At 70.0% G+C, this 22,887-nt stretch carries 25 protein-coding genes; 8 read left to right on the top strand and 17 right to left on the bottom strand.

What is annotated here, in order from left to right; translation table 11 throughout:
- Window positions 1-87 precede the first annotated feature (87 nt).
- A complete protein-coding gene (locus tag ACQEVG_RS32110) occupies window positions 88-1,101 on the top strand; it encodes a methyltransferase (protein ID WP_432990321.1) in 1,014 nt (337 codons plus the stop codon).
- Between the two features lie 29 nt (window positions 1,102-1,130).
- A complete protein-coding gene (locus ACQEVG_RS32105; protein WP_432990319.1) occupies window positions 1,131-2,192 on the top strand; it encodes a methyltransferase in 1,062 nt (353 codons plus the stop codon).
- A 79-nt stretch (window positions 2,193-2,271) separates the two neighbouring features.
- Here the strand turns inward: ACQEVG_RS32105 and ACQEVG_RS32100 are convergent, their stop codons facing one another.
- Complete coding sequence (locus tag ACQEVG_RS32100; protein ID WP_432990317.1) at window positions 2,272-2,751, bottom strand: MarR family winged helix-turn-helix transcriptional regulator; 480 nt, start codon at window positions 2,749-2,751, stop codon at window positions 2,272-2,274.
- 151 nt (window positions 2,752-2,902) lie between these two features.
- Between ACQEVG_RS32100 and ACQEVG_RS32095 the strand changes: the two genes are divergently transcribed.
- The 4 genes from ACQEVG_RS32095 (at window position 2,903) to ACQEVG_RS32080 (ending at window position 9,483) form a co-directional block, all read left to right on the top strand.
- Window positions 2,903-4,669 carry an MFS transporter gene (locus ACQEVG_RS32095; RefSeq protein ID WP_432990315.1) on the top strand — a complete coding sequence of 589 codons (1,767 nt, stop codon included), beginning with the start codon at window positions 2,903-2,905 and terminating at the stop codon, window positions 4,667-4,669.
- An 80-nt stretch (window positions 4,670-4,749) separates the two neighbouring features.
- Window positions 4,750-6,393, top strand: a complete 1,644-nt coding sequence (locus ACQEVG_RS32090) for an FAD-dependent monooxygenase (RefSeq protein ID WP_432990313.1) — start codon at window positions 4,750-4,752, stop codon at window positions 6,391-6,393.
- A 38-nt stretch (window positions 6,394-6,431) separates the two neighbouring features.
- A complete protein-coding gene (locus ACQEVG_RS32085) occupies window positions 6,432-7,058 on the top strand; it encodes a hypothetical protein (protein ID WP_432990311.1) in 627 nt (208 codons plus the stop codon).
- Between the two features lie 316 nt (window positions 7,059-7,374).
- Window positions 7,375-9,483, top strand: coding sequence for a multicopper oxidase family protein (locus tag ACQEVG_RS32080; RefSeq protein ID WP_432990309.1), 2,109 nt, complete (start codon window positions 7,375-7,377; stop codon window positions 9,481-9,483).
- A 57-nt stretch (window positions 9,484-9,540) separates the two neighbouring features.
- On the opposite strand, the gene ACQEVG_RS32075 is transcribed toward ACQEVG_RS32080, so the two are convergent.
- Genes ACQEVG_RS32075 through ACQEVG_RS32025 form a run of 11 tightly spaced genes read right to left on the bottom strand, consistent with a single transcriptional unit; the run spans window position 9,541 to window position 18,521 of the window.
- Window positions 9,541-10,884, bottom strand: a complete 1,344-nt coding sequence (locus tag ACQEVG_RS32075) for an acetyl-CoA carboxylase biotin carboxylase subunit (RefSeq protein ID WP_432990307.1) — start codon at window positions 10,882-10,884, stop codon at window positions 9,541-9,543.
- A 2-nt stretch (window positions 10,885-10,886) separates the two neighbouring features.
- Window positions 10,887-11,417 carry an acetyl-CoA carboxylase biotin carboxyl carrier protein gene (locus ACQEVG_RS32070; protein ID WP_432990305.1) on the bottom strand — a complete coding sequence of 177 codons (531 nt, stop codon included), beginning with the start codon at window positions 11,415-11,417 and terminating at the stop codon, window positions 10,887-10,889.
- Window positions 11,414-13,150 (bottom strand): acetyl-CoA carboxylase, carboxyltransferase subunit beta, encoded by a 1,737-nt coding sequence (accD, locus tag ACQEVG_RS32065; RefSeq protein WP_432990303.1) that lies wholly within the window; start codon window positions 13,148-13,150, stop codon window positions 11,414-11,416. The genes ACQEVG_RS32070 and accD overlap by 4 nt, the downstream gene beginning before the upstream one ends.
- A gap of 31 nt (window positions 13,151-13,181) precedes the next feature.
- Window positions 13,182-13,493, bottom strand: a complete 312-nt coding sequence (locus ACQEVG_RS32060) for an antibiotic biosynthesis monooxygenase family protein (protein WP_404722258.1) — start codon at window positions 13,491-13,493, stop codon at window positions 13,182-13,184.
- Window positions 13,483-13,812 (bottom strand): antibiotic biosynthesis monooxygenase family protein, encoded by a 330-nt coding sequence (locus ACQEVG_RS32055; RefSeq protein WP_360881392.1) that lies wholly within the window; start codon window positions 13,810-13,812, stop codon window positions 13,483-13,485. The genes ACQEVG_RS32060 and ACQEVG_RS32055 overlap by 11 nt, the downstream gene beginning before the upstream one ends.
- On the bottom strand, window positions 13,812-14,564 hold the full coding sequence (locus ACQEVG_RS32050; RefSeq protein WP_432990300.1) for an SDR family NAD(P)-dependent oxidoreductase: 753 nt from the start codon (window positions 14,562-14,564) through the stop codon (window positions 13,812-13,814). Before ACQEVG_RS32050 ends, ACQEVG_RS32055 begins: the two co-directional genes overlap by 1 nt.
- A 28-nt stretch (window positions 14,565-14,592) precedes the next feature.
- Entirely contained in the window at window positions 14,593-15,054 is a 462-nt protein-coding gene (locus ACQEVG_RS32045; protein ID WP_432990298.1) for an anthrone oxygenase family protein, read from the bottom strand.
- A gap of 10 nt (window positions 15,055-15,064) precedes the next feature.
- Window positions 15,065-15,526 (bottom strand): SRPBCC family protein, encoded by a 462-nt coding sequence (locus ACQEVG_RS32040; RefSeq protein WP_432990296.1) that lies wholly within the window; start codon window positions 15,524-15,526, stop codon window positions 15,065-15,067.
- A gap of 50 nt (window positions 15,527-15,576) precedes the next feature.
- Window positions 15,577-16,809 carry a ketosynthase chain-length factor gene (locus ACQEVG_RS32035; RefSeq protein WP_432990294.1) on the bottom strand — a complete coding sequence of 411 codons (1,233 nt, stop codon included), beginning with the start codon at window positions 16,807-16,809 and terminating at the stop codon, window positions 15,577-15,579.
- A gap of 3 nt (window positions 16,810-16,812) precedes the next feature.
- Window positions 16,813-18,090: a beta-ketoacyl-[acyl-carrier-protein] synthase family protein gene (locus ACQEVG_RS32030; RefSeq protein ID WP_432990292.1), complete on the bottom strand. Its 1,278-nt coding sequence runs from the start codon at window positions 18,088-18,090 to the stop codon at window positions 16,813-16,815.
- Window positions 18,087-18,521 (bottom strand): cupin domain-containing protein, encoded by a 435-nt coding sequence (locus ACQEVG_RS32025; protein WP_360881380.1) that lies wholly within the window; start codon window positions 18,519-18,521, stop codon window positions 18,087-18,089. Before ACQEVG_RS32025 ends, ACQEVG_RS32030 begins: the two co-directional genes overlap by 4 nt.
- 205 nt (window positions 18,522-18,726) lie before the next feature.
- On the opposite strand from ACQEVG_RS32025, the gene ACQEVG_RS32020 reads away from it, so the two are divergent.
- Entirely contained in the window at window positions 18,727-19,116 is a 390-nt protein-coding gene (locus ACQEVG_RS32020; protein ID WP_432990289.1) for a SchA/CurD-like domain-containing protein, read from the top strand.
- A gap of 10 nt (window positions 19,117-19,126) precedes the next feature.
- Window positions 19,127-20,554, top strand: a complete 1,428-nt coding sequence (locus tag ACQEVG_RS32015; protein ID WP_432990287.1) for a multicopper oxidase family protein — start codon at window positions 19,127-19,129, stop codon at window positions 20,552-20,554.
- Between the two features lie 82 nt (window positions 20,555-20,636).
- Here the strand turns inward: ACQEVG_RS32015 and ACQEVG_RS32010 are convergent, their stop codons facing one another.
- Genes ACQEVG_RS32010 through ACQEVG_RS31990 form a run of 5 tightly spaced genes read right to left on the bottom strand, consistent with a single transcriptional unit; the run spans window position 20,637 to window position 22,825 of the window.
- A complete protein-coding gene (locus tag ACQEVG_RS32010) occupies window positions 20,637-21,092 on the bottom strand; it encodes an anthrone oxygenase family protein (protein WP_432990285.1) in 456 nt (151 codons plus the stop codon).
- 5 nt (window positions 21,093-21,097) lie between these two features.
- Window positions 21,098-21,478: a SchA/CurD-like domain-containing protein gene (locus ACQEVG_RS32005; RefSeq protein WP_432990283.1), complete on the bottom strand. Its 381-nt coding sequence runs from the start codon at window positions 21,476-21,478 to the stop codon at window positions 21,098-21,100.
- Complete coding sequence (locus tag ACQEVG_RS32000) at window positions 21,478-22,233, bottom strand: SDR family NAD(P)-dependent oxidoreductase (RefSeq protein WP_432990281.1); 756 nt, start codon at window positions 22,231-22,233, stop codon at window positions 21,478-21,480. Before ACQEVG_RS32000 ends, ACQEVG_RS32005 begins: the two co-directional genes overlap by 1 nt.
- Window positions 22,230-22,490 carry an acyl carrier protein gene (locus ACQEVG_RS31995; protein WP_432990279.1) on the bottom strand — a complete coding sequence of 87 codons (261 nt, stop codon included), beginning with the start codon at window positions 22,488-22,490 and terminating at the stop codon, window positions 22,230-22,232. The genes ACQEVG_RS32000 and ACQEVG_RS31995 overlap by 4 nt, the downstream gene beginning before the upstream one ends.
- The gene (locus ACQEVG_RS31990) at window positions 22,487-22,825 is read right to left on the bottom strand and encodes a TcmI family type II polyketide cyclase (RefSeq protein ID WP_360881366.1); all 339 of its coding nucleotides are present in this window, start codon (window positions 22,823-22,825) and stop codon (window positions 22,487-22,489) included. Before ACQEVG_RS31990 ends, ACQEVG_RS31995 begins: the two co-directional genes overlap by 4 nt.
- Between the last annotated feature and the right edge of the window lie 62 nt (window positions 22,826-22,887).

Below are 22,887 nucleotides of genomic sequence, written 5' to 3'. Positions count from 1 at the left end.
CGGCGCGAGCCGTTCACGACCGCTCCGTTGGACAGTGCCGCTCGTCCGCACATCCCGTGCCGACGAGAAGGCGACAGGAGGTCACGAGTGACGTTCTCCCCGCTCGGCGCGCTGCGCCGGCTCAACCCCTTCCACTGGTCCGCCGGTCTGGTCATCCGCGGCATGGCGGAGCTGCGTATCGCCGATCACCTCGGTGAGAAGCCGCGTACGGCGTCCGAACTGGCCGCGGCGATCGGCGCGCACGAGGAGAGCCTGACCCGCTTTCTGCGGGTGTGCGAGTTGCATGAACTGATCGCCCCTGTTGCCCCCGACCGCTGGCAGCTGACCGAAGCGGGTGAACTGCTGCGCTCCGACGTCCCGTCGCTGCGGGGCTTCTCCATCGCGGTCAACGCACCCGGAATGACCCGCCCCTGGGAGCGGATCGCCGACGTGGTGCGTACCGGCCGGCCGGCCACGCGGGCAGTGTGGGGCCTGGACCACTGGGAGTACTACGCCGCCAACCCCGATGAGGCGCGCAGCTATGCCGAGACCTCGGCGTCGCTGTCGCTGGAGGCCGCGGACGCGCTGGTGGCCAGTTACGACTTCACCGGCGCGCGGACGATCGTCGACATCGGCGGCAGCCCGGGCACCGTGCTGGCGCGGCTGCTGAAGGAGGTCCCGGCCGCCCGCGGGGTGCTGCTGGACCTCGACTGGGCGGTGCCGTATGCCGAGGAGACGCTGACGCAGGCCGGCAGTGCCGACCGGGCCGAGGTGGTCGCCGGTGACTTCCTGCGCGAGGTGCCGGCCGGCGGCTCGCACTATCTGCTCAAGAACGTGCTGTGCGATCTCGACGACACGGGCGCCGCGCGGCTGCTGTCCAACTGTTTCGAGGCGGCACCGGCGGGGAGCCGGCTGCTGCTCCTGGACTGGGAGTACACAGAGCACTCCTCGCACGTCCACGCCAATGACGTGGAGTTCATGGTGCTGACCGGGGGCCGTGCCCGCACTCCGGCCCAGTACGAGGAGCTGCTGGCGAAGGCCGGGTTCGGCACGGTCGGGCGCCTTCCGCTGGCCGGCCATGAGCGGGCCCCCATCGTTTTGCTCGAATCCGTCCGCCCCTGAGGCCGGAGGAGAATCAGAGGTGGTATGTGATGACCAGTGAAGTGACGGCAAATCAGGTGCCTGCCTGCGAGGGCGCTCCAGTGATAGGGCCGCCGGCCGCCCAGCATGTCGCCGAACTCGGCTGGGGCATGTGGGCCAGCGCGGCCGTCCAGGCCGCGGCCCAACTGGGCCTGGCCGACGCCGTGGACGACAAGCCGATGACGGTCGAAGAGCTGGCGAGGGCCGTCGGCGCCGACGCGTCGGCGCTCACCAGGCTGATGCGGGCGCTGGTCGGCTTCGGCATCTTCCGTCAGGAGGGACCCGGCAGGTACTCGCACAGCGAGGCCTCGCGCGCGATGCGCTCGGACGCCCCGGCGTCGCTGACCGACATCATGCTGACCGGCGGCGGCTGGGGCTGGGCGATGTGGGGCAAGCTCGCCGAGAGCGTCCGCAGCGGCAAGTGCGCCTTCCAGGAGACGTACGGCAAGGACCTGTTCACCTATTTCCACGAGGACGACAACGCGGCGGGCGAGCAGTGCCTACGCGGGTACGCGGCGCAGTCCCAGGCGATGAATCCGGGGGTCGTCAAGGCTCTCGATCTGAGCGGGGTGGCGACCTTCTGCGATGTCGGCGGCGGTCACGGCAGCCTCGTGCGGAGCCTGCTGGAGGGCAATCCGCACGTGAACGCGGTGCTGTACGACCGGCCGCACGCCATCGACGCCGCGCTGCCGGAACTGCGCGAGGGCGGCTCGCTCGGCGACCGCTGTGAGCTGGTGATCGGCGACTGCTTCGAGCGGGTGCCGGCGGCGGACGTCCATCTGATCCGTCAGGTGCTGCACATGTGGGAGGACGACGCCTGCAACACGGTGCTGCGCAACTGCGTCGAGGCCGGACACTCCGGTGGCCGGGTCGTACTCCTCGAACAGCTGGTCGCTGATCCGCCGGAGACGCCCTGGGACGCCCTGATGGACCTGCACATGCTGCTGGTGATGGGTGGCTGGGAACGTACCGCCGACGAGTACCGCGTCATGTTCGAGCGGGCCGGGATGGAGTTCACCGGGGTCACTCCCACGGGCACGCCGCTGCGACTGATCGAGGGCAGGATCCCGTAGTGAACGGCTTATTCGGGTTCCAGGAGCGCGAAGCGTTGGCCGGTGCACCCCTCGGGGCGCACCGGCCGCCTTGCGCTGGTCATTTCCTCGCCTTGCCGGCGGCCCGCAGCTTCGCGGTCTGCTCCTGGGTGACCGGGGCGGCGGCGCGCATGAACTCGACGACGGTCCTCAGCTCGTCATCGCCGAACTTCCCGCTCAGCTCGACGAGCGAGGTCGCAAGGCCTTCGAAGAGCGGGAAGATCTGGGCCTCGAGGTTGGGCAGCGGGGTCACGATGACCCGCCTGCGGTCCTTGGGGTCCTTGTCCCTGCGTACGAAACCGGCCGCTTCCAGCCGGTCGATCACTCCGGTGATCGCACCGGTGGTGACGCCGTTCTCCTCGGCGAGCCCGCCCGCGCTCATGGGGCCTCGCTGGACGAGGGCGCCCAGGCAGTTCAGGTCGAGCACGCTCATGCCCAGCCGATCCGCCACCGCCTGGTGGAACAGCACCGAGCGGGACACCAGGTTGCGAAGTTCCCGGTCAACTTCCCGGACGAGCTCCTCACGGCCCTCGCTTGACATGTGTCCCGCCTTCCGTATCATCTAGCTAAGTCATTATCTTAGCGACTAAGACAATCACTCCGAGAGAGTTTTAGCCGCTGACCTACCGGCCCAGTCTAGACCCGGCCGGGTTCCCCACCGGACGCAGTGAAGATCACCGAAAGGTCGCATCATGTCCGAGTCCCCAGCCGTACAGGCAACCGCCGTCGGGGCTGATCCACAGCGCAAGAAGGCGCTCATCGTGGTGCTCTTCGCGGCGTTCATGGATCTCCTCGACTCCACGATCGTCAACATCGCCATCCCGCCGATCCAGCGTGACCTGGGCGCCAGCTACTCGGCCGTCCAGTGGGTCGTCGCCGCATACCTGCTCTCCTTCGCCGTGCTGCTCATCCTGGGCGGCCGGCTCGGTGACATGTTCGGCCGCAAGAAGCTCTTCCTGCTGGGCGTCGCCGCGTTCACGCTGACGTCGGCGCTGTGCGGGATGGCGCAGAGCCCGGAGATGCTGATCACCTCGCGTGCCCTGCAGGGCGCGTCCGCGGCGATGATGGTGCCGCAGGTGCTCTCCATCATCACCGCGACCTTCCCGCCGAAGGAGCGGGGCGCCGCACTGGGCGCGTTCGGCGGCGTCGCGGGGCTCGCCACCGTGGGCGGACCGATCGTCGGAGCCGTGCTGATCAACGCCGACTTCTTCGACCTGGGCTGGCGGGTCATCTTCCTGCTGAACATCCCGGTCGGGATCGCACTGCTGGCCGCCGCCTCCGCGGTGGTGCGCGACTCCAGGTCCCCGCACCCGATCAAGCTGGACATCGTCGGCACCATCCTCGTCAGCCTCGGTCTGTTGCTGCTGCTGTTCCCGCTGGTGCAGGGCCGTGAGGCCGGCTGGCCGGCCTGGACCTTCGTCTCGCTGGTCGCCTCCGTGCCGGTGCTCGTGATCTTCGCGGTGCAGCAGAAGCGGCGGCATGCCTCCAGCGGTTCGGCGCTGATCCTGCCGGGCCTGTTCAAGAGCCGCTCGTTCTCCGCGGGTCTGCTGGCCAACGTCGTCTTCTTCGCCGTGGTCATCGGGCACTTCCTGATCTTCATCATCTTCCTGCAGACGGGGCTCGGGTTCTCCACGCTGCGCGCGGGTCTGACCGGTCTGCCCTGGTCCTTCGGCGTCAGCTTCGGCGCCGCGTTCTCGGCCACCGTGCTCACCGCCAAGCTGGGCCGCAAGGTTCTGGTCATCGGTGCGGTGCTGCTCGCCGCCGGTCTGTACGGAATCTCGCTGACCATCGAGTGGCGCGGTGACCAGATCGGCTCGTGGTGGCTGCTGCCGACCCTGCTCGTCGGCGGTCTGGGGATGGGCATGATCATCGCCCCGATCCTCGACTTCATCCTCTCCGACGTGCCGCCGGAGCACTCCGGCGCGGGTTCCGGTGTGGTCAACGCCGTCCAGCAGGTGGGTGGAGCCATCGGCATCGCCGTCGTCGGCGCGATCTTCCTCGGCTTCCTCGGCGGAGCCGCGGACGGCGCGACCAAGGACGTCACACCGCAGCTGCGGGCCGGTCTTGAGAAGGCCGCGGTGGCGCCGGGCCAGCAGGGCGAGATCACCGCTTCCTTCGCCCAGTGCTTCGCGGACCGCAGCTCGGCCGCGGACCCCACCGACACCCCCAAGAGCTGCGAGGCCCTGAACTCCGTGCAGAGCGCGGGCGCCCAGGCCGCGATCGGCGATGCCGCGCAGGACGCACGGCGGATCGCCTTCAGCACCGCCCTGCAGCGCACGATCCTCGCGCAGATCGGCCTTGTCGCCGTCGTCTTCCTGCTGATCTTCCTGCTGCCGCGCAAGGCGCAGCACCACGAGGAGACGTTCGAGGACGAGGACGAGACCGAGGCGGCCGCGGCCGGGCAGGTCCCGGGCCAGACCGCGCCGGCCACCGCGCCCTCGCCGCAAAGCACGTCCTGACCAACCCTCACCCCCCGCCGGGGGCCCCGCGGCACCGTCCGCGGGGCCCCCGCCCACCCCCGTCGAGGAGGTCCACCCCAATGTCGGAACAGAACACGGAACAGGTGCAGGTGCTCATCGTCGGCGGCGCTGTCGTCGGCCTCTCCACCGCACTGTTCCTCGCCCGCAAGAGCATTCGCACCCTGCTGGTCGAGCGCCACCCGAGCGCCCTGCTGCACCCGCGGGCCCGGGTGATCAACCCCCGTACCGTCGAGGTCTACCGCTCGGCCGGCCTCGAGGACGCGATCTTCGCCGACCGCTCGCTCACCTCCGACCTCAGCGTCAAGCTCATGGTCCGCGCCGAGAACCTCGCGGGCCCGGAGATCTTCTCCGCCCCCATGCAGGACGAGGCCCCGGAGCTCACCTCCGCGGTCACGCCGGTCACCTGGTGCTCCATCGACCAGGACAAGTTGGAGCGCATCGTGGCGGCCCGCGCCGCCGACGAGGGCGCCGACATCCGCTGGTCCACCGAGCTGGTGTCGTTCGAGCAGTCCGACGCGCGGGTCACGGCTGTTGTCCGCGACACGGTCACCGGCGAGGAGCGAACCGTCCACGCCGACTACCTGGTGGGTGCGGACGGCGCGGGCAGTCCCGTACGCAACCGGCTCGGCATCGCCGCCGAGGGCCCCGGGACACTGGTGCACACCGTCAGCGTGGTCTTCAAGGCCGATCTGACCGGGCCGCTGCGCGGCCGCGACCTCGGACTCGGCTACTTCGACCAGCCCGACAGCGGCACGCTGTTGATGCCGCTCGACGGTTCCCGCTGGGTCTTCTACACCCCGTTCCACCCCGAGAGGGGTGAGCGGCTGGAGGACTTCGACGAGGCCCGCTGCGTCGAGGCCATCCGCGCCGCGGTCGGCGTGCCCGATCTCCATGTCGAGGGCCTGGAGGTGCAGATCGAGAGGACCGGCGAGAAGATCCTCGGCTTCGAGATCGCCGCCCAACTGGCCGAGCGTTACCGCGAGGACCGGGTCTTCCTGGTCGGGGACGCCGCCCACTCCATGCCGCCCACCGGGGCGTTCGGCGCCAGCACCGGAATCCAGGACGCGCACAACCTCACCTGGAAGCTGGCTGCCGTTCTCGACCGCACCGCGGGAGAGGGGTTGCTCGACACGTACGAGGCGGAGCGCAGGCCCGTCGCCCGCTTCACCATCGACTACGCGCTGGCCGAACTGCAGGGCCGCTCGGCGACCGACGGCCATGAGGACGGCCAGGAAGTCAGCTACGCCGCGGCCATCCTCGGCTACCGCTACCAGGCAGGCGCTCTGCTGCCCGAGAAGGGCGACGAGCAGGCGCCGCCCGCGATCGACCCGCGCCGTCTCGGCCGCCCCGGTACGCGCGCTCCGCACCTGGCGCTGCGCAAGGACGGCAAGGAGCTGTCCGTACTGGACCTCTTCGGTGAGTCGCTGGTGCTGCTCACCGGACCCGAGGGAACCGGCTGGGAGCACGCGGCGGGACCCGCCGCCCAGCGGCTCGGCGTCGACATCGACGTGCACCGGGTCGGCAACGGCATCGCGCCCGCCGACCCGGAGGACTCCTGGACCGCCGCGTACGCCGTCGGCAACGACGGGGCGGTGCTGGTGCGTCCGGACGGATTTGTGGCCTGGCGCAGCGACGGCGCCGCCGCCGAGCCGCAGCAAGAACTCGAACAGGTCCTGGGCCACGTGCTCGGCCGGCTCGTGTGAAGCAAGACGTGTGAAGAGAGAGAAGGAGTTGATCCATCATGGCCAAGGACCAGGAACAGCAGTTCAGCGAGGCTCTGGGGTCGGTGACGACCGGGCTGCTGAAGTTCGTCGGAGGGGCGTCGGAACTGACCCTCGCCGCCGAGGAGAAGAACAGCGAGGATCTGTACCGCGGACGCTTCTCCGGGCTGGTCCCCGAAGTGCACGCCGCCGCCGGTGTGGTGACGGTGCGTTACCCGCGCCGCCTGCATCCGTTCTCCATCCGCCGGCACAACGGGCAGCTGACGGTCAATGCGTCGGTGCCCTGGGGGATCGAGATCGACGGTGGCGCCGGGCGGGTAACGGCCGATCTGTCCTCGCTCGAACTGACCAGGCTCGACCTCGGCGGCGGGGCCAGCCATGTCTCGATCGTCCTGCCGCGGCCCAGCGGCACGGTGCGCATCCGGATCGGGGGCGGGGCCAGCAATGTCACGTTCCGCCGGCCGCAGGACGTGCCCGCCCGGGTCAAGGTCACCGGCGGCGCGTCCCATCTGGCCCTGGACAACCAGCACCTGGACGCCGTCGGTGGCGGACTTGAGCTGGCCGTCCCGGAGTTCGAGACGGCCGAGAACCGGTACGACATCGAGGTCGTCGGGGGCGCAAGCTCCCTCACCGTCGACCGCCCCTAACACCAGGGACACAGGCGCTCAGGGCGGTCCGGGATGCTCCCGGACCGCCAGGGCGTGTCTGAGAAGTCCCGCCTGGCTCGCGACGCCTGGCACGCACTCCCCCAGCTACCGCTGGGAGGCGCCCCCACGCGGTGTTGTCGGAGTCATCCAAGTACGTCCAGTACGAGGATGATCTCCCCCAGACTTCGTCCGGGGGTGCCCCCACCGCCTTGCGATCGCACGCACCAGACGCCGCGAGCCCCGCCCTTCGGGCGGACGGCGCTACTTCTCAGACCGCCCTGGGCGACCGCCCCTTGACCGGAGTACTGACATGTATGTGACCCTTTCGAGGCTGGATTTCATCCTGGGCCTCGTCCTGTTCCCCGCGTGGCTCGCCGCGGCGTTACTGGTGCGGCGCCAGGCAGGCCGCCCCACGGCCGGCCGGGCGCGTCGCACCGCCCGCATCGCTCTCGTACTGCTCTCCCTCGCCCTGATCGCCACCGTCGCACGGCTGGTCGGGTTCATTCAACTCGCCAGTCTGGACTGGGTGTTCGTCGAGGACCGGCGCGCGATCAGCACCCTTGCGCTGCTGCTTCCCGGTGCTCTCGCCACCCTCGTACTGACCCTGCCCCGGGTGGTGTCCGCCGCCAGAAGGCGGCCGGCCGACCGGGATGCGGTCCCCTCGGACGCGGAGCGCGCGCAGGCGGCTTCTCCGCGCATCGTGCTGCCGCCGCAGATCACCGCGATCGGGGCGCTGGGCGGCTTCTTCGAGAAGTTCCTTCCGCCGCACCGCTCGACGGTGCTGAATCTGGTGCTCGGCCTCGGGCTGCTGGTGCTGGCCGGCGCGCTGCTCACGGTGCGCGCCCGGGGCCGGGTCCGCCGGTTCTCCCAGGGTGTCGCGCCCGTGCGGCGTTCGGCAGGGCGCGCCTGGGCTGTGCGGCTGGGCACCACGGTCGTGGCGCTCGGGGCCGCGTTCGGCCTGGTCACCTTCGGGATCAACGACAGCAGGCTGCCCGGCACCTTCTCGATGATGCAGGGCGGGGCCGACTACGGCGGCGGCCCGGCGGGCGGCCACAGCCATATGGCGGGTGGGCCCCATCTGCACGGCGGGACCGGCAGCACCGCGGCCGTCAGCGTCGACTCGCTCAAGGGCCCGCGCGAGGGCAAGCCGGACCGTGTCTTCAACCTCACCGCGCAGGAGAAGCAGGTCAAGCTCGCCTCGGGCAGGACCTTCACCGCATGGACGTACAACGGGCAGATACCCGGTCCCGAACTGCGGGTGAAGCAGGGCGAGTTGGTGGAGATCAAACTCACCAACCGGCTGCCGGGGAAGACCCCGGTCACCATCCACTGGCACGGCTTGGACATCCCCAACGGCGAGGACGGGGTCGCGGGCGCCACCCAGGACGCGGTACAGCCCGGCCAGTCGTACACCTACCGGTTCCGCGTCGAGGAGTCGGGCACCCGCTGGTACCACTCCCACCAGCAGGCCTCCGAGCAGGTCAAGCGCGGTCTTTTCGGCCCCCTGGTGATCGAGCCTGCCAAGCAGGCCCCTTCCGTCAACAAGGCCAAGGACATGACGGTGGTCGCGCACGACTGGGAGACTCCCGGCGGCAGCTACCCCGCGTTCGGCAACTCCGACGTATTGGAGCGGCGTACGGCCAAGCCGGGCGAGAAGGTACGGCTGCGGCTGGTCAACAGCAGCAATCTCACCAAGACCTTCGCGCTGACCGGCGTACCGTTCAAGGTCACCGCGCTGGACGGCACCGACGTCAACAAGCCCGGTGAGATCAAGGACCAGCAGCTGGCGGTGGGCGGCGCCCAACGGATGGACGTGGAGTTCACCATGCCCGGCTCGCCGGTCCGGCTGACCGACGCGGCGGCGAAGGGCGCGGGGATCATCTACTCCTCCGACGGCAAGGGCGACATCGAACCGAAGCTGGACGGGCCTGAGTTCGACCCCACCACGTACGGCGAGCCCACCGGAACGCCCTTCGACGCGGACAGCAGGAGCGAGCGCAGCTTCAAGCTGACCTTCGACGACTGGCTGGGCTTCTACAACGGGAAGTTCGGCCTGCGCCAGACCATCAACGGCAAGGTGTTCCCGGACGCCCCGATGCTGATGGTCAAGAAGGGCGACCTCGTCCGCACGAAGTTCGTCAACCGCGGCGAGGAGGACCACCCGATCCACCTGCACGGCCACCACCTGCTGGTGCTGAGCAAGGACGGCAAGAAGACGACCGGCAGCCCCGTCTGGCTGGACACCATCAATGTCCGGCCCGGCGACCAGTGGGAGGTCGCCTTCAAGGCCGACAACCCGGGCATCTGGATGGACCACTGCCACAACTTCGTCCACACCGGTCTCGGCATGGTGATGCACCTGGTCTACGAAGGTGTCACGACCCCGTACGCGGTCGGCGGCACGGCGCACAACCGGCCCGAATGACGTGACGCACACACAAGGCCCGGCCCCGAAAAGGGCCGGGCCTTTGTGCAGCCGCGTTCAGCGACGTTCGTCGAGGAACGAGGTGTTGTGCTTGCCGTCGCGGAAGACCGGATCGGCAAGCACGTCCCGCAGCAGCGGAATCGTGGTGTGCACCCCGGGGCCCACCACCCGGAACTCGGCGAGCGCCCGGTCCATCCGGTCCAGCGCCTGGCCGCGCTCCGGCGCCCAGGTGATCACCTTGGCGAGCAGCGAGTCGTACTGGGACGGCACCCGCCAGCCGGCGTAGCCATGGGTGTCGACCCGTACGAAGGGGCCGCCGGGCGGGACGAACTCGTCCAGCGTGCCCGGGCAGGGTGCGAAGTTGCGGGCCGGGTCCTCGGCGTTGACGCGGCACTCGACGGCCGTGCCTCGCGGAACGAGGTCCTCCTGCTGGAAGGCCAGCGCCTCCCCCGCCGCGACATGGATCTGTTCGCGTACGAGATCGACACCGAACACGGCCTCGGTCACCGGGTGTTCCACCTGGATGCGGCAGTTCATCTCCATGAAGGAGAAGCCCTCGTCGTGGACGAGGAACTCGAAGGTGCCCGCGCCGGTGTAGCCGACGGCGCGTGCCCCGCGTACCGCCGCCTTGGCCATGGCCTCGGACAGGCCCGGGTGCAGCCCGGGCGCCGGGCTCTCCTCGATGAGCTTCTGGTGCCTGCGCTGTACGGAGCAGTCGCGCTCGCCGAGGTGCAGCACCTTGCCGTGGCCGTCCGCCAGCACCTGGACCTCGATATGGCGGGCGCTGTCGCAGAAGCGCTCCAGATAGACCCGGTTGTCGCCGAAGACGGCCTGCGCGGTCGCGCGGGTCTGCCGGTAGGCGGGCAGCAGGTCGCAGGACTGGCGTACGACGGTCATGCCGCGGCCGCCGCCGCCCGCCGCCGCCTTGATGATCAGCGGGAAGCCGATGCGGTGGGCGAGGTCGGTGGCCTCGGCCGCGCTGTCGACCGTGCCCGGGCTGCCGGGCAGGACCGGCAGCCCGGCGTCCGTCATCAGCGCCCGCGCCACCGCCTTGTCGCCGAGCCGGGACAGGACTTCGGGCCGCGGGCCGATGAAGACCAGGCCGTTGTCGGCGCAGATCTCGGCGAAGTCCGGGTCCTCGGAGAGAAAGCCGTAGCCGGGGTGCACCGCGTCGGCGCCGGTGCGCAGCGCGGCCTCGATCACCGCGGGGGCTGACAGATAGCTCTTGCGGGGCATGCCAGGGCCGATCTGCACGGCGGCGTCCGCCGCGCGCACATGGGCGCTGTCCTTGTCGGCGGTGGAGTGGACCGCCACCGTGCGGATGCCCATCTCTCGGCATGTCCTGATGACCCGCAGGGCGATCTCGCCCCGGTTCGCCACCAGGACCGTGTCCAGGGCCACGGTCAGTCCTCCTTGTCGGTGCCGGTGAAGGCCTCGGGGTCGAGGAGGACCAGGGGCTGTCCGTACTCGACGGGCTCCCCGTCCTGGACCAGCACCTCGACGATCCGCCCCGGCCTGGTGGCCTCCAGCGGGTTCATCAGCTTCATCGCCTCGATGATGCCGAGTTGCTGGCCGGCCTCGACATGGTCGCCGACCTGGACGAACGGCGGGGCACCCGGTGACGGCGCCGCGTAGAACGTGCCGACCAGCGGCGCGCATTCGCGGAAGCCGTCGAGTGCCTCCTCGTCCTCCTCGCGGGGCGGGGCCGCGGTGGCGCGCGGGCCGGGGGGCGTTTCGCCCTCCTCCCACTCGACCTCCACGCTCGCCGCGCCCAGCGCCACCCGTACCCGGCGCGGGTGGCTCGGCCCGACCCGTACGACCTCCGCGATGCTGCGGCAGATGTCGGTGAGGGCCAGTCCACTGGTGTCGTAGTCCAGTCCGGCGAGCGGGCCGCCGGACCCGCTGCGCACGCTGTCCTTGGTGACTTCGTTCATCGGTCTCTCTCCGTAGAACCTGCCGTTGCGGTTGCACCTGTTGACGTCTGCAGATGCGCGCCGTCCGCGAGCCCGAAGGCGCGGAAGCGGGCGCGCCGCGCGGCGCCGGAGGTGGTCGTGCCGCGCAGTTCGCGCAGTGCCACGACGACCGCCCGGCGTACCGCGTCACTCATCACCGTGGTGTCGGTGTGGCCGCCGCCCTCGGGCTCCGGGATCACCCCGTCGACCACGCCGAGTCGCAGCAACGAGGCGGCGTCCAGGGCGAGTTCGTCGGCGGCCACCGCGGCCTCGGCGGCGTTCTTCCAGAGAATCGCGGCGCAGCCCTCCGGGCTGATCACCGAGTAGGTCGCATTGGCGCACACCAGCACGCGGTCGGCGACGCCGAGCGCCAGCGCGCCTCCGCTGCCGCCCTCGCCCGTCACCACGGCCACCACCGGGACGGTCAGCGAGCCCATCAGCCGCAGATTCTCCGCGATGGCGTTGGACTGGCCGCTCTCCTCGGCCGTCAGCCCCGGATAGGCGCCGGGGGTGTCGATGAGGGTGACCACCGGCATGCCGAGCTTGGCCGCGAGCCGCATCAGCCGGGCGGCCTTGCGGTATCCGGCGGGCGAGGGCATGCCGAAGTTGCGGCTGACGAGTTCGGCGGTGGTGTGGCCCTTCTGGTGTCCGATCACCATGACCGGGAGCCCGTCGAGCCGGCCGATTCCACCGACGATGGCCGCGCACTCCTCGCCCGCGCGGTCGCCGTGCAGTTCGACGAAGCCGTCCAGCCAGTAGCCGATGTGCTCGAGAGCGGTGGGCCGGCCGGCCTCGCGGGCGAGCTGTACGCACTCCCAGGCGGGCAGTTGGTCGAGCAGCTGGCTGTCGCGGACCACCGGGTCCTCCTCGCCGGCGCCCCAGCTCGGTCCCGGGACCTCGGTGGCCGCAAGGAGCCGGCTGAGGCGGGCGCGCAGTTCGGTGCGCTGCCAGACGTCGTCCACCAGGCCGTGTTCCAGGAGGAATTCGGCGGTCTGGAAGCCGGGCGGCAGCTTCTGCCGGATGGTCTGCTCGATCACCCGCGGCCCGGCGAAGCCCATCCGGGCGCCGGGCTCGGCGACCACCACGTCGGAGAGTGTCGCGAAGGAGGCGGCGACTCCACCGTAGGTGGGGTCGGTGACCAGGGTGATGGTGAGCAGGCCCGCCTCGTCGAGTTCCGCGAGCGCGTTGCTGGTCTTGGCCATCTGCATCAGCGACAGCGCGCCTTCCTGCATCCGCGCGCCGCCGGAGGCGGTGACGATGAGCAGGGGCGTACGGTCCTTCAGCGCGGTCTCGGCGGCGGTGGTGATCGCCTCGCCGGCGGCGACGCCGAGGCTGCCGCCGAAGAACCGGAAGTCCATGACGGCGGCCACGAGCGGCCGTCCGTCGATACGGCCGCGCACCACCAGCACCGAGTCCTGCTGGCCGGTCTTGCGGCGGGCCTGGTCGAGACGTTCTCCGTACGGCCGCTGGTCCACGAAGTCCAGCGGGTTGACGAGGGTTTCGGGCACCCGGACGGGCTGTGCCGTGCCCCCGTCGAAGAGCTGCCGGATCCGGCCGAGGGCATCCAGCCGGGCGTGCGCGCCGCATTCGGGGCAGACCTGCAGCAGGCGTATATAGCGTTTTCCGTAGACCAGGGAGCGGCACTGGGAGCAGGTCACCCAGGCCGCCGGCTCGTTCTCCGCGGCAGTCCTGGCCGGTCGTGCGGTGGTGGTCATCGGAGCTTGCCCTTCAGTAGGACGCATCGACTCAGTAGGACGCATCGACCTCGTAGATGCCGAACGGCACGGCGAGCCGGGTGTCGCGGTAGGGGCGCAGGGGCGCGGTGTCCTCGCGGTGCCCGGCGCCCTCCTCCCAGCGCTGGAATGCGGCCAGATCGGCCCAGCGGCTCACGACGATCAGCGCGGTGGGGTCGGCCGGGGAGCGCAGCAGCTCGTTGCCGAGCATCCCGGGGACCTCCGCCAGCCGCTTGCTGACCAGGTGGTACGCCTCGCGCACCGCCTGGAGCTGCTCCTCGTCGTGGGCCGCCTGGTAGACCAGCACCCTGACTTCACCGGGCATCGGCGGACGCCTTGCCTTCGATGTGCGTGACGACGTTCATGGTGTGGAACTCGCCGCCGCGGCGGTAGGGGTGGAGCTTCGCACGGTGTTCCAGATGGGCCGGGCTCTCCTCGAACGCGCGGAACCGCGGCTCGTCCACCCAGTCGCTGATGATGTAGTAGCTGCTCTGCGCGTCGGTGGCCTTGGAGAGCCACTGGCCCAGGTTGGCGGGGTGTCCGGTCACCGCGTCGGTGCCCGCGAGCCACTCCCGCTCGAACTCCTCCTCCAGACCGGGCTCGATGTCCATGCGCAGCAGCACGCGGAAGACGGTGGAGGCCATCAGGAGATCCCTCCGTCCACGCTGATCGTCGCGCCGGTGACATAGCGGGCCAGGTCGCTGGTGAGCCAGAGGATCGCGCCCGCCACCTCGTCCGGCGTACCGAGCCGGCCGAGCGCGGTCTTCGCGCTGTACCGCTCGATCATCAGCTTCTGCTGGTCCTCGGGCAGGGCATACAGGTTCTCGGTCTCGACGACGCCGAGCGCGACGATGTTGAAGCGGATGCCGCGCCCGCCGAACTCCTTGGCCAGGGACCGGTTCAGACCGGCGATCGCCGCCTTGGTGGCGGTGTAGTGGGAGCGATGGGGTATGCCGGCGTCGACGGCCTTCGAGCCGATGCTGATCACCGAGGAGCCCGCGCCGAGCAGCGGCAGGGCGGTCTGGATGACCAGGTGCGAGCCGGTGAGGTTGATGTCGACGATGCGCCGCCACTCCTCCAGCGACAGATCCTCGTACGGGATGTGGCTGATGGCACCCGCGTTGTTGACCACCAGATCGAGGTGTCCGTAGTGGGTACGGGCGTGCTCGATCAGGGCCGTGACATCCGCGGGGTCGGCGACGTCGGCCCGCACCACATGGTGCGCTCCGCCGGTCTCCTTGAGTTCGTTCTCCAGCGACGTCACGGCTTCGCTCTCCTGCCGGTAGCAGGTGAGCACATCGACGCCGACCTGTGCCAGAGCCCGTACGATGCCCCGACCGACCCCTCGGGTGCCGCCGGTGACCAGGGCCTTTTTGCCCCTGAGGCCGAGATCCATGATTTTCCTCCGTAAGCGTCGAATGGCGTCAGAGCAGCAGGGCGAGCGCGGAGCAGTTGACGAAGAGGGCGATCACGGTGATCACACTGCGCCGCTGGTTCCAGGCGCCCCAGTTCCAGCGCGGGTCATTGGCCTCGAAGTCGTCCGGCAGATTGTCCGGATCGAGGGTCTGCACCCACTTGTTGACGGGGACGTTCTTGGTGAGCGAGATCGTGACCGTGACCGCGGCGAGCACGGCCGCGACGATGAACAGGACACGGACCGCGGCTTCAGGGGCGAGGACTGCCAGCACGACGTCGCCGATCAGCGTGCCGAGCAGGCACAGCGGCATCGCCGGGTCGTAGCGGGTGGCGAAGAAGGCGTGGGCGTGCACATAGCGGTCGGCCGGGAGGGCCGCGAGCAGCGGCCAGCCGCCCAGCTGTGTGCCGAACAGCACCCCGGCCGCCAAGCCGTTGAGCAGCACCACTACCGGGACCAGGAAGGCGAGCACCTGCTTCCTCCTACTCGGCCGGGCTTGCGGCCGCGGCCTCGACCTTCTGCTTGATGAGGTTCATCTGGACGACGGTGTTGCGGTTGAGGTACTCCGTCATCCCCTCGTCGCTCGCCGGGGCCTCGGGCTTCATATGGAAGTCCTGCACCCAGCGCATGCGTACGCCGGCCTTCTCCTGGGTGTACTCCCAGTAGATGCGCATGAATTCGAACGGCCCGGTCTCGACGCGGTGCGCGTGCACGGTCCTGGCCTCGGCGTCGGGGATGCGGCGGGAGACCCAGCTCCACACATTGCCGTCCTCGTCCGGGTGCATGGTGAGGCGGAAGGTGACCTCGCCCTCCTTCTCCTCCAGCACCTCCGCGGAGGCGTACTCACTGAACAGCTGCGGCCAGCCCTTCAGGTCGTTCGTGATGTCCCAGACCAGATCCATGGGCGCGTCGATCACAATGCTGTTGTCGGTGTGGCCCGCCATGGCGGCCTCCTCCCGGTAGTCGTGTGGCGATGTGTCGGTCGGCCGGTGTGTCAGTCCGCCCGCCCGAGGACCAGCGCGGCGTTGAAACCGCCGTGGCCGCGGGCGACGACGAGCGCGGTGTGCAGCTCCTGGCGGCGCGGTTCGCCGAGCACCAGATCGATCTCGATGCCGGGCGCCGGGGCGGTGGGCCCCACGGTGTGCGGGACGATCCGGTCCCGCAGGGCGAGCAGTGCGGTGGCGACGTCGAGTGCGGCTCCGCCGCCGTACAGCCGCCCGGTCAGCGTCTTGGGCGCGGTCACCGGGACGCCGCGCGGGCCGAAGACCGCGGCGAGCGCCTCGGCCTCGGCGAGGTCCTCGGTGGGCACGCCGAACGCGTCGGCGAAGACGACGTCCACGTCGCCGGGTTCGAGCTCCGCGTCCGCGAGTGCGGCGGTGATCGTGCGGCGCAGCGAGGGCGGCCGCTCCGATCCGGGCGGAGGGTCGAAGCCCGCCGCATAGCCGAGCACCCGGCCGTAGATCTGCTGCGCGCCGCGGGCCTCGGCGGCCTCGGCGCTCTCGACGAGCAGCATCGCGCCGCCCTCGCCGGGCAGATAGCCCGATGCCTCGGAGTCGAACGGCAGATAGGCGCGGGCCGGGTCCTGCACGGTGGACAGCCGTCCCGTCGAGAGCTGGGCGGTCAGTCCGTACGGGCAGAGCGATGCGTCGGTCCCGCCGGTCACCACGAGCCGCGAGCCGCCCCGGATCAGCCGCCGGGCCTGTCCGATGGCGTCCAGACCGCCGGCCTGTTCGCTGCAGATCACTCCGCAGGGGCCGCGCAGTCCGTGCCGGATGGAGACCTGGCCGGTCGTCGCTGCGTAGAACCAGGCGATCGACTGATAGGCGCCGACCCAGTCGGGGGCGTGCTGGTAGAGGTTCTCCATCTCGTGCTGGCCGAACTCGGTGCCGCCGGAGGAGCTCGCGGTCACCACGGCCAGTTCGTACTCGGGCAGTTCGGCCGGGTGCACATCGGCGTCGTTGATCGCCGCCTCGGCCGCGGCGAGCCCCAGATGGGTCCAGCGGTCGGTCTGCTGGATCAGCCGGCTGGGCACCTGCTCCTTGGTGACGAAGCTGGGCACCTCGCCGGCGAGCCGTACCGGGTAGGTCGACGGGTCGAAGCGGCTGATCCGTCCGATGGCCGTCTTCCCGGCGAGTACGGCGGCCCAGTGGGCCTCGGCGGAGAGCCCGGTCGGCGCGATGACACCGAGGCCGGTGACGACCGGTGCCTGTGCAGCGGTGGTACTCACCGTCTAGCTCCTCCCGTTTCGGACCACACCCGGGCGGGCCAGCAGCATCGCGCTCTGGAAGCCGCCGAAGCCGCTGCCGACGCTGAGCACCACGTCCATCCGGTGCTCGCGAGCGGTCACCGGCACATAGTCCAGATCGCACTCGGGGTCGGAGGTGTGCAGATTGGCGGTGGGCGGCACCACCTGGCGGTCGAGCGCCAGGGCGCAGGCGGCGACCTCGATGGAGCCGATGGCGCCCAGCGAGTGGCCCACCATCGACTTGATCGAGCTGACCGGGACGTCGTAGGCGTGCTCGCCCAGCGAGCGCTTGAAGGCGGCGGTCTCGTGCCGGTCGTTCTGCTTGGTGCCGGAGCCGTGGGCGTTGATGTAGTCCACGGCGGTGGGGGCGAGTCGGGCCTGGTCGAGCGCCACTTGGATCGCCTCGGCCATCTCCCGGCCGTTCGCCTTCAGGCCGGTCATGTGGAAGGCGTTGCTGCGGCTGGCGAAGCCGACGAGTTCGCCGTAGATCCGGGCGCCGCGTCGCTCGGCGGCCTCCTTCTCCTCCAGGACCAGCACGGCCGAGCCCTCGGCGAGGACGAATCCGTCCCGGTTCTGGTCGAACGGCCGCGAGGCGTGCTCGGGGTCGTCGTTGCTGGGCGAGGTGGCCTTGATGGCATCGAAACAGGCCGAGGTGATCGGCGAGAGCGGCGCGTCCGTGGCGCCCGCGAGCACCACGTCGGCGGAGCCCTCCTCGATCAGCTGGGCGCCGTGGCCGATGGAGTCGAGACCTGAGGTGCAGCCGGTGGAGATCAGCGCGACGGGCCCCTCGGCGCCCACCTCCCACGCCACTTCCACCGCGAGGGTGCTGGGCACCATGTACCCGTACAGATGCGGCACGCCATAGGTGTGGTCCACCAGCCAGTGCCTGCCGGCGTCGCTGAGCAGGACGTACTCCTCCTCAAGCCCGGTGGTGCAGCCGACGGCGCTGCCGATGCTCACGCCGATACGCTCGGGCGGCGTGTTCGCGAAGTCGTAGCCGCTGTCATCGACCGCCTCGCGCGCGCTGAACACCGCGAACTGCGCGGCCCGGTCCATCCGTCGCACCTGGCGCGGGGACAGGCCGGCCTCGACCGGGTCGAAGTCGGCCTCGGCGGCCACCTGGGACCTGAAGGACGAGGGGTCGAAGAGCGATATGCGGCGGGTCGCGGTGCGGCCGGCGGCCAGCAGGTCCCAGAAGGCCTCCCGGCCCACCCCGCCGGGCGCCACCACCCCGATGCCGGTGATGACGGCCTTGCGGCTCACGCGGCACCGCCCACCTGCGGATTGGGCTCCTGCGGCCGCTGGACCTCCTCGATGTCCACGTGTCCCAGTTCGGGACGCGGGGCCAGCGGGGAGAGGTGGAAGGCCGCGTGAGCCGTCTCCTTACCCGTGTTGACAAGTCGATGGCGTACTCCGATGGGCACCAGCAGCGAGTCGCCCGGGCCGAGGCTGACCGGCGTACCGTCCAGCGTCATCTCCAGCTCGCCGGTGACGACGTGCAGGAACTCCTCGGAGTACGGGTGGTAGTGCGTGGTGATGAAGTCGCCCGGTTCCAGGCTCAGCACTCCGCCGAAACCGGAGGTGCACCCCACGGTCTTGGGGCTGAGCGTCGTCCGGATGTCGCCGCCGCGCCGAGTGTTGTGCTCGACCTCGTCGGCGTGAACCCGGACGGTCCGCGTGATCTCGGTGGTCACTGCCCGCCTCCTCAACAGCCTCTTCTTCAGCGCCAGCACGTTCTCAGCCGTACCTAGAAGGCGGCTCGAACACGCGTTGACGGAAAACCGCCCGATGAGCGGCTTGGAATCGGCCCGGGAGGGTGGTGTACCGGCGCTCAAGTACCTGCCGAGCGGGATGCGGCGTATTGGCGAGGCAAGACTTCGCCCGTCTGAAGGAGCTGGCATGCCGTTCGCCGCGATCACGTATGACATCAAGGCCGGTTACGAGAAGGAGATCACCGAGATCTTCGGCAGTTTCCGCCGGGTGGGCTCCCCCGTCGTCAAGGGCGCGGAGGGCGGCGAGACGGCGCGCATCCTCGCCACCGCCGTGTTCATTCGCGACGACACCATGGTCCGCGTCATCGAGTACGAGGGCGACCTGGACGCCATCGCCCGGCACATGGCCACCCAGCCCGGCGTGAAGGAGGTCGAGGAGAAGCTCGCCCCCTATCTGACCCGGCCCCGGGACACCGGCACCGTCGACGGCTTCGTGGCCACCTTCAAACGGTCCCTGCTCACCTGTATGGCGCAGATGTCCGTACGCGACGCGGCGGCGGCGCAGTCAGCGAACTGAGGGAGAATTCGTGCTCAACCGCAGGCAGTTACTGAGAAGAGGCGCGGCAGTGGGGCTGCTGGTCGCCGCACCCGCCGGACTGATCGTCGGCGGAAGGCCCACCAGGGCCGAGGCGGCCACCGCCCCGTTCACCGTCCCGCTGGCGGTGCCGAAGCCGCTGCGGCCGACCCGGCTGCCCGGCCACGATCTGTACCGGCTTCGGACACGGGAAGGGGACGCGACGATCCTGCCGGGCACCCGCACCCGCATCCGCGGCTTCAATGGCGTACTGGCGCCACTGATCGTGGCCCACCGGGACCGCCCCGTCCTGGTCGAGCTGAGCAATGAGCTGGCCGACCCGTTCGCGCTGCATCTGCACGGCGGGCATGTGCCGGTGCGCTCCGACGGCCACCCCAAGGACCAGATCCAACCGGGCGGCCGGCGCACCTACTACTATCCCAACACCCAGCGCGCCTCGACGCTGTGGATGCACGACCACACCCACCACGCGCACGCGGAGAACATCTACCGCGGTCTGTCGGCGACCTATCTGCTCACCGACCGCTTCGAGGAGGCACTGCCGCTCCCGAAGGGGCGGTACGACGTGATGCTGCAGCTGCGTGACGCGAAGTTCGACGACAACGGCGCATTCGTCTACGACATGCACACGCCGGAGGACCGGCCGACGATCCTCGTCAACGGGCGCCCCAAGCCGTACTTCGAGGTGGCGGCCCGAAAGTACCGGCTGCGTCTGGTGAACACCGCCAATGAGCGGGGCTTCTTCCTCCGGCTCAACGACGGCACCCAGGGTGGCGCGGAGCTTGTACAGATCGCGACGGACGGCGGCCTGCTGCCGGCCCCGGCGCCGACCGGTGCGCTGGCGCTGTGGCCGGGTGAGCGGAACGAGATCGTCGTCGACTTCTCCCGCTATCCGCTCGGCACCAAGCTGGTCCTGGAGAACCTGGCCGCCTTCGAGGGCGAGACCCCGGAGGTGATGCGGTTCGACGTGGTGCGTACGGCAACCGACGCGAGCTCCGTGCCCGCCACGCTGCGCCCGGTGCCGGACCTGGGAACGGCCCAGGTGCGGCGGGAGTTCCACGTCGCCTTCGACCCGGCGAGCGGCCAGCACCTCATCAACGGCAAGCCGTTCGACATCAACCGGATCGACATCCGTCCCCAACTGGACGTCACCGAGCTGTGGACGATCCGCAACTCCGACACCCTTGGCATTCCGCACTCGCTCCACCCGCATCTGGAGCAGTTCCGGGTTCTCAGCCGTGACGGGCAGCCTCCGGCGCCGGGCGAGGCGGGGCTGAAGGACACCCTCACGGTGATGGCCGGCCAGTCCGCGGAGATCATGCTGCGGTTCACGGACTACACCGGCCCGTACATGTACCACTGCCACATGCTGGGCCATCAGATGATGGGCATGATGGGCCAGATGGAGATCGTGAAGTAACGGAGAAGGCCCGGTACGGAAGCCCCCGCATGGGCTTCCGTACCGGGCCTCGTGGTGTCGGAGGGCACCGGGCCCTGTGGTGTCAGAGGGCGGTGACCGCCGCTGCGTTGAGCGCCAGGGCGAGGACCGCGAGCAGGGTACGAAGAAGGTGCCAGCGCCGCCACAGCGGGCGCGGGTCCTCCCAGTCGGCGGGCAGCTCGTCCGGGTTCTCCACGGACTTGACCCGCCGGTTGATCGGCACATTGGCAAGATGGGACACGGCGGAAACACCCAGCAGCAGCACCGCGGCGACGGCGAACAGCGCCTGGGCCGCGCCGTCGTCGGCGGTCAGGGCGAGGACCGCGGCGAGCAGCGTGGAGGTGAGAACGACGACCGGCATGGTCGGGTCCCAGTTGCGGCCCAGCAGTTTGTGCGCGTACACATAGGTGCCCGTTTCCATCGCGAAGAGCGCGGGAAGCACGCTCAGCGCGACGGCGAACAGCACCCCCGCGGTGACACCGCTGCCGAGGAGAACAGCTATCCCCAGCACCTCGGTCATGGCGCTCAGGCCCCGGCCGGGTGGGAGTCGACGGTGAGCTGGGCGATGGAGCGCATCGTGGCATTGCGGAAGTACGCCGCGAAGGCCGCCGGCGAGCTGGTGTCCCGCTCCTCGGCCAGATACGGCTGCAGCTTCTCCTCCAGGATGTGCACGCCCTGCTGTGTGGCCATGTGCCGGCCGACGGCCGCGAAGTCGCCCTCGTAGTGGATGACGCGGACCATCACGTCGTCCTTGATGAAGACCCCGGTGCCCAGCAGACGCCCGGCGGCCGAGCCGTCCGCACCCTTGAAGTCGGGGGTGTCGACGCGGGTGAACTTGGCGAATATCCCGGCGATCTCGTCCTCGTGGCCGGGCTTGACCCGGTAGGTGATCGCTGCGTACGGCATCAGATTCCTCCATCGACGGTGATCGTGGCACCGGAGACATAGCGGGAGGCGTCCCCCGCCAGGAAGAGCACCGTCCCGGCCACGTCCTCGGGCCGGCCGAGCCGGCCCAGGGCGGTCATCGCGGCGATCCGCTCCCGCAGATGCGGCGGCAGATCCCCGCCGGTCTCGCTCTCGGTGACACCCGGGGCCACGGTGTTGACCCGGATGCCGCGCGGCCCGAGCTCCTTGCACAGCGCCCGTCCGAAGCCGACGAGGGCCGCCTTGGAGGCCGAGTAGTGGGCGCTGAACGGCCGGCCGCGCAGGGCGACCGAGGCGCCGATGTTGATGACGGACGCGCCCTCGGAGAGCAGGTCGAGCACGGCCTGGGTGACCAGGTACGCCGAGGTGACGTTGTGGTCGAACAACCGCTGCCACTCGGCCGCTTCGAGATCGCCGAACTTCGCGTGCCCGTCGATGCCGACGTTGTTCACCAGCACGTCGAGCCCGCCGAACTGCTCCTCGCAGGCGTCGGCGAGCTTCCTGGCGCCGTCCGCGGTGGTGACGTCCGCCCGCACGGTCAGATGGCCGCCGCCCAGCTCGCCCAGCTCCCGCGCGAGTGACTGGGCGGCCTCGCCGTCCTTGCTGTGTCCCGCCACCACCTGTGCCCCGGCACGGGCGAAGGCCAGAGCCGACGCCCGTCCGATGCCGCGGGTGCCGCCGGTGATGAGCACGCGCTTGCCGGCCAGACCCGAGGTGAGGGCATCTTCCGTGCTCATGCCGCCTCGGGGAGGTTGGCATTGATCATTTTGAGCAGGAGGCGCGGGGTCTCGGCCTCCACCACCGCATCGTCGGAGAGATCAACGCCGCGCTCGCGCTTGATGACTCCGGTCACCTGGAGCAGCGCGAGGGAGTCGTAGCCGAGGTCGATGAACGGGACGTCCAGCACCGCGTCGCTGTCGAGGTCGATGCCCTCGGACTCACCGGCGCATTCGCGAAGCTTGTCGGCGAGCTCCAGCAGGGTGAATTCGCTCACTGGATTCGCCCTCCTTCCTTGGTCCAGATGTAGAAGGACTGCGCCATCGCGTCCTTGGGCTCCTGCCAGTTCGGGTCGTACGGCGAAACGCACTCGGCGAGCCGGGTGTTGATGTCGTCGTAGAGCGGGTGGCTGCGAGCCTGGTACAGCCGCGGGCTGATGTCCTCGTCCGCCTCGACCAGATGGAAATAGAGATCGTGGAAGGTGAACAGCGACCGCCTCGTCACACCGATCATGTGGGGCAGCTCGCTCGAGTCCGACTCCTCGAAGATCTTGGCGATGTCGCCGGCCTTGCCCGGCTCCATCCGAGCCACTATGAGCGTCCGGTGTGCCACCGTCGGCCTCCTTCGTGGAATGTGCTGAGAAGCCCTGCGGTTGGCGGGCTCGTCCCAACCGT

This window comes from Streptomyces sp. CA-135486, assembly GCF_050936555.1.
GTDB lineage: Bacteria > Actinomycetota > Actinomycetes > Streptomycetales > Streptomycetaceae > Streptomyces.
Note: the sequence above shows the minus strand (reverse complement) of the source record. Positions and strands in the feature narration are given on the sequence as shown.

Bases quoted from the DNA above. Each gene is read 5' to 3' on its own strand.
- ACQEVG_RS32070 (WP_432990305.1), bottom strand. From the start codon at position 11,417: ATGAACGAAGTCACCAAGGACAGCGTGCGCAGCGGGTCCGGCGGCCCG.
- ACQEVG_RS32050 (WP_432990300.1), bottom strand. From the start codon at position 14,564: ATGGATCTCGGCCTCAGGGGCAAAAAGGCCCTGGTCACCGGCGGCACC.
- ACQEVG_RS32000 (WP_432990281.1), bottom strand. From the start codon at position 22,233: ATGAGCACGGAAGATGCCCTCACCTCGGGTCTGGCCGGCAAGCGCGTG.
- ACQEVG_RS32010 (WP_432990285.1), bottom strand. From the start codon at position 21,092: ATGACCGAGGTGCTGGGGATAGCTGTTCTCCTCGGCAGCGGTGTCACC.
- ACQEVG_RS32055 (WP_360881392.1), bottom strand. From the start codon at position 13,812: ATGGCCTCCACCGTCTTCCGCGTGCTGCTGCGCATGGACATCGAGCCC.
- ACQEVG_RS32105 (WP_432990319.1), top strand. From the start codon at position 1,131: ATGACCAGTGAAGTGACGGCAAATCAGGTGCCTGCCTGCGAGGGCGCT.
- ACQEVG_RS32040 (WP_432990296.1), bottom strand. From the start codon at position 15,526: ATGGCGGGCCACACCGACAACAGCATTGTGATCGACGCGCCCATGGAT.
- ACQEVG_RS32100 (WP_432990317.1), bottom strand. From the start codon at position 2,751: ATGTCAAGCGAGGGCCGTGAGGAGCTCGTCCGGGAAGTTGACCGGGAA.
- ACQEVG_RS32090 (WP_432990313.1), top strand. From the start codon at position 4,750: ATGTCGGAACAGAACACGGAACAGGTGCAGGTGCTCATCGTCGGCGGC.
- ACQEVG_RS32085 (WP_432990311.1), top strand. From the start codon at position 6,432: ATGGCCAAGGACCAGGAACAGCAGTTCAGCGAGGCTCTGGGGTCGGTG.
- accD (WP_432990303.1), bottom strand. From the start codon at position 13,150: ATGACCACCACCGCACGACCGGCCAGGACTGCCGCGGAGAACGAGCCG.
- ACQEVG_RS32060 (WP_404722258.1), bottom strand. From the start codon at position 13,493: ATGCCCGGTGAAGTCAGGGTGCTGGTCTACCAGGCGGCCCACGACGAG.
- ACQEVG_RS32095 (WP_432990315.1), top strand. From the start codon at position 2,903: ATGTCCGAGTCCCCAGCCGTACAGGCAACCGCCGTCGGGGCTGATCCA.
- ACQEVG_RS32005 (WP_432990283.1), bottom strand. From the start codon at position 21,478: ATGCCGTACGCAGCGATCACCTACCGGGTCAAGCCCGGCCACGAGGAC.
- ACQEVG_RS32020 (WP_432990289.1), top strand. From the start codon at position 18,727: ATGCCGTTCGCCGCGATCACGTATGACATCAAGGCCGGTTACGAGAAG.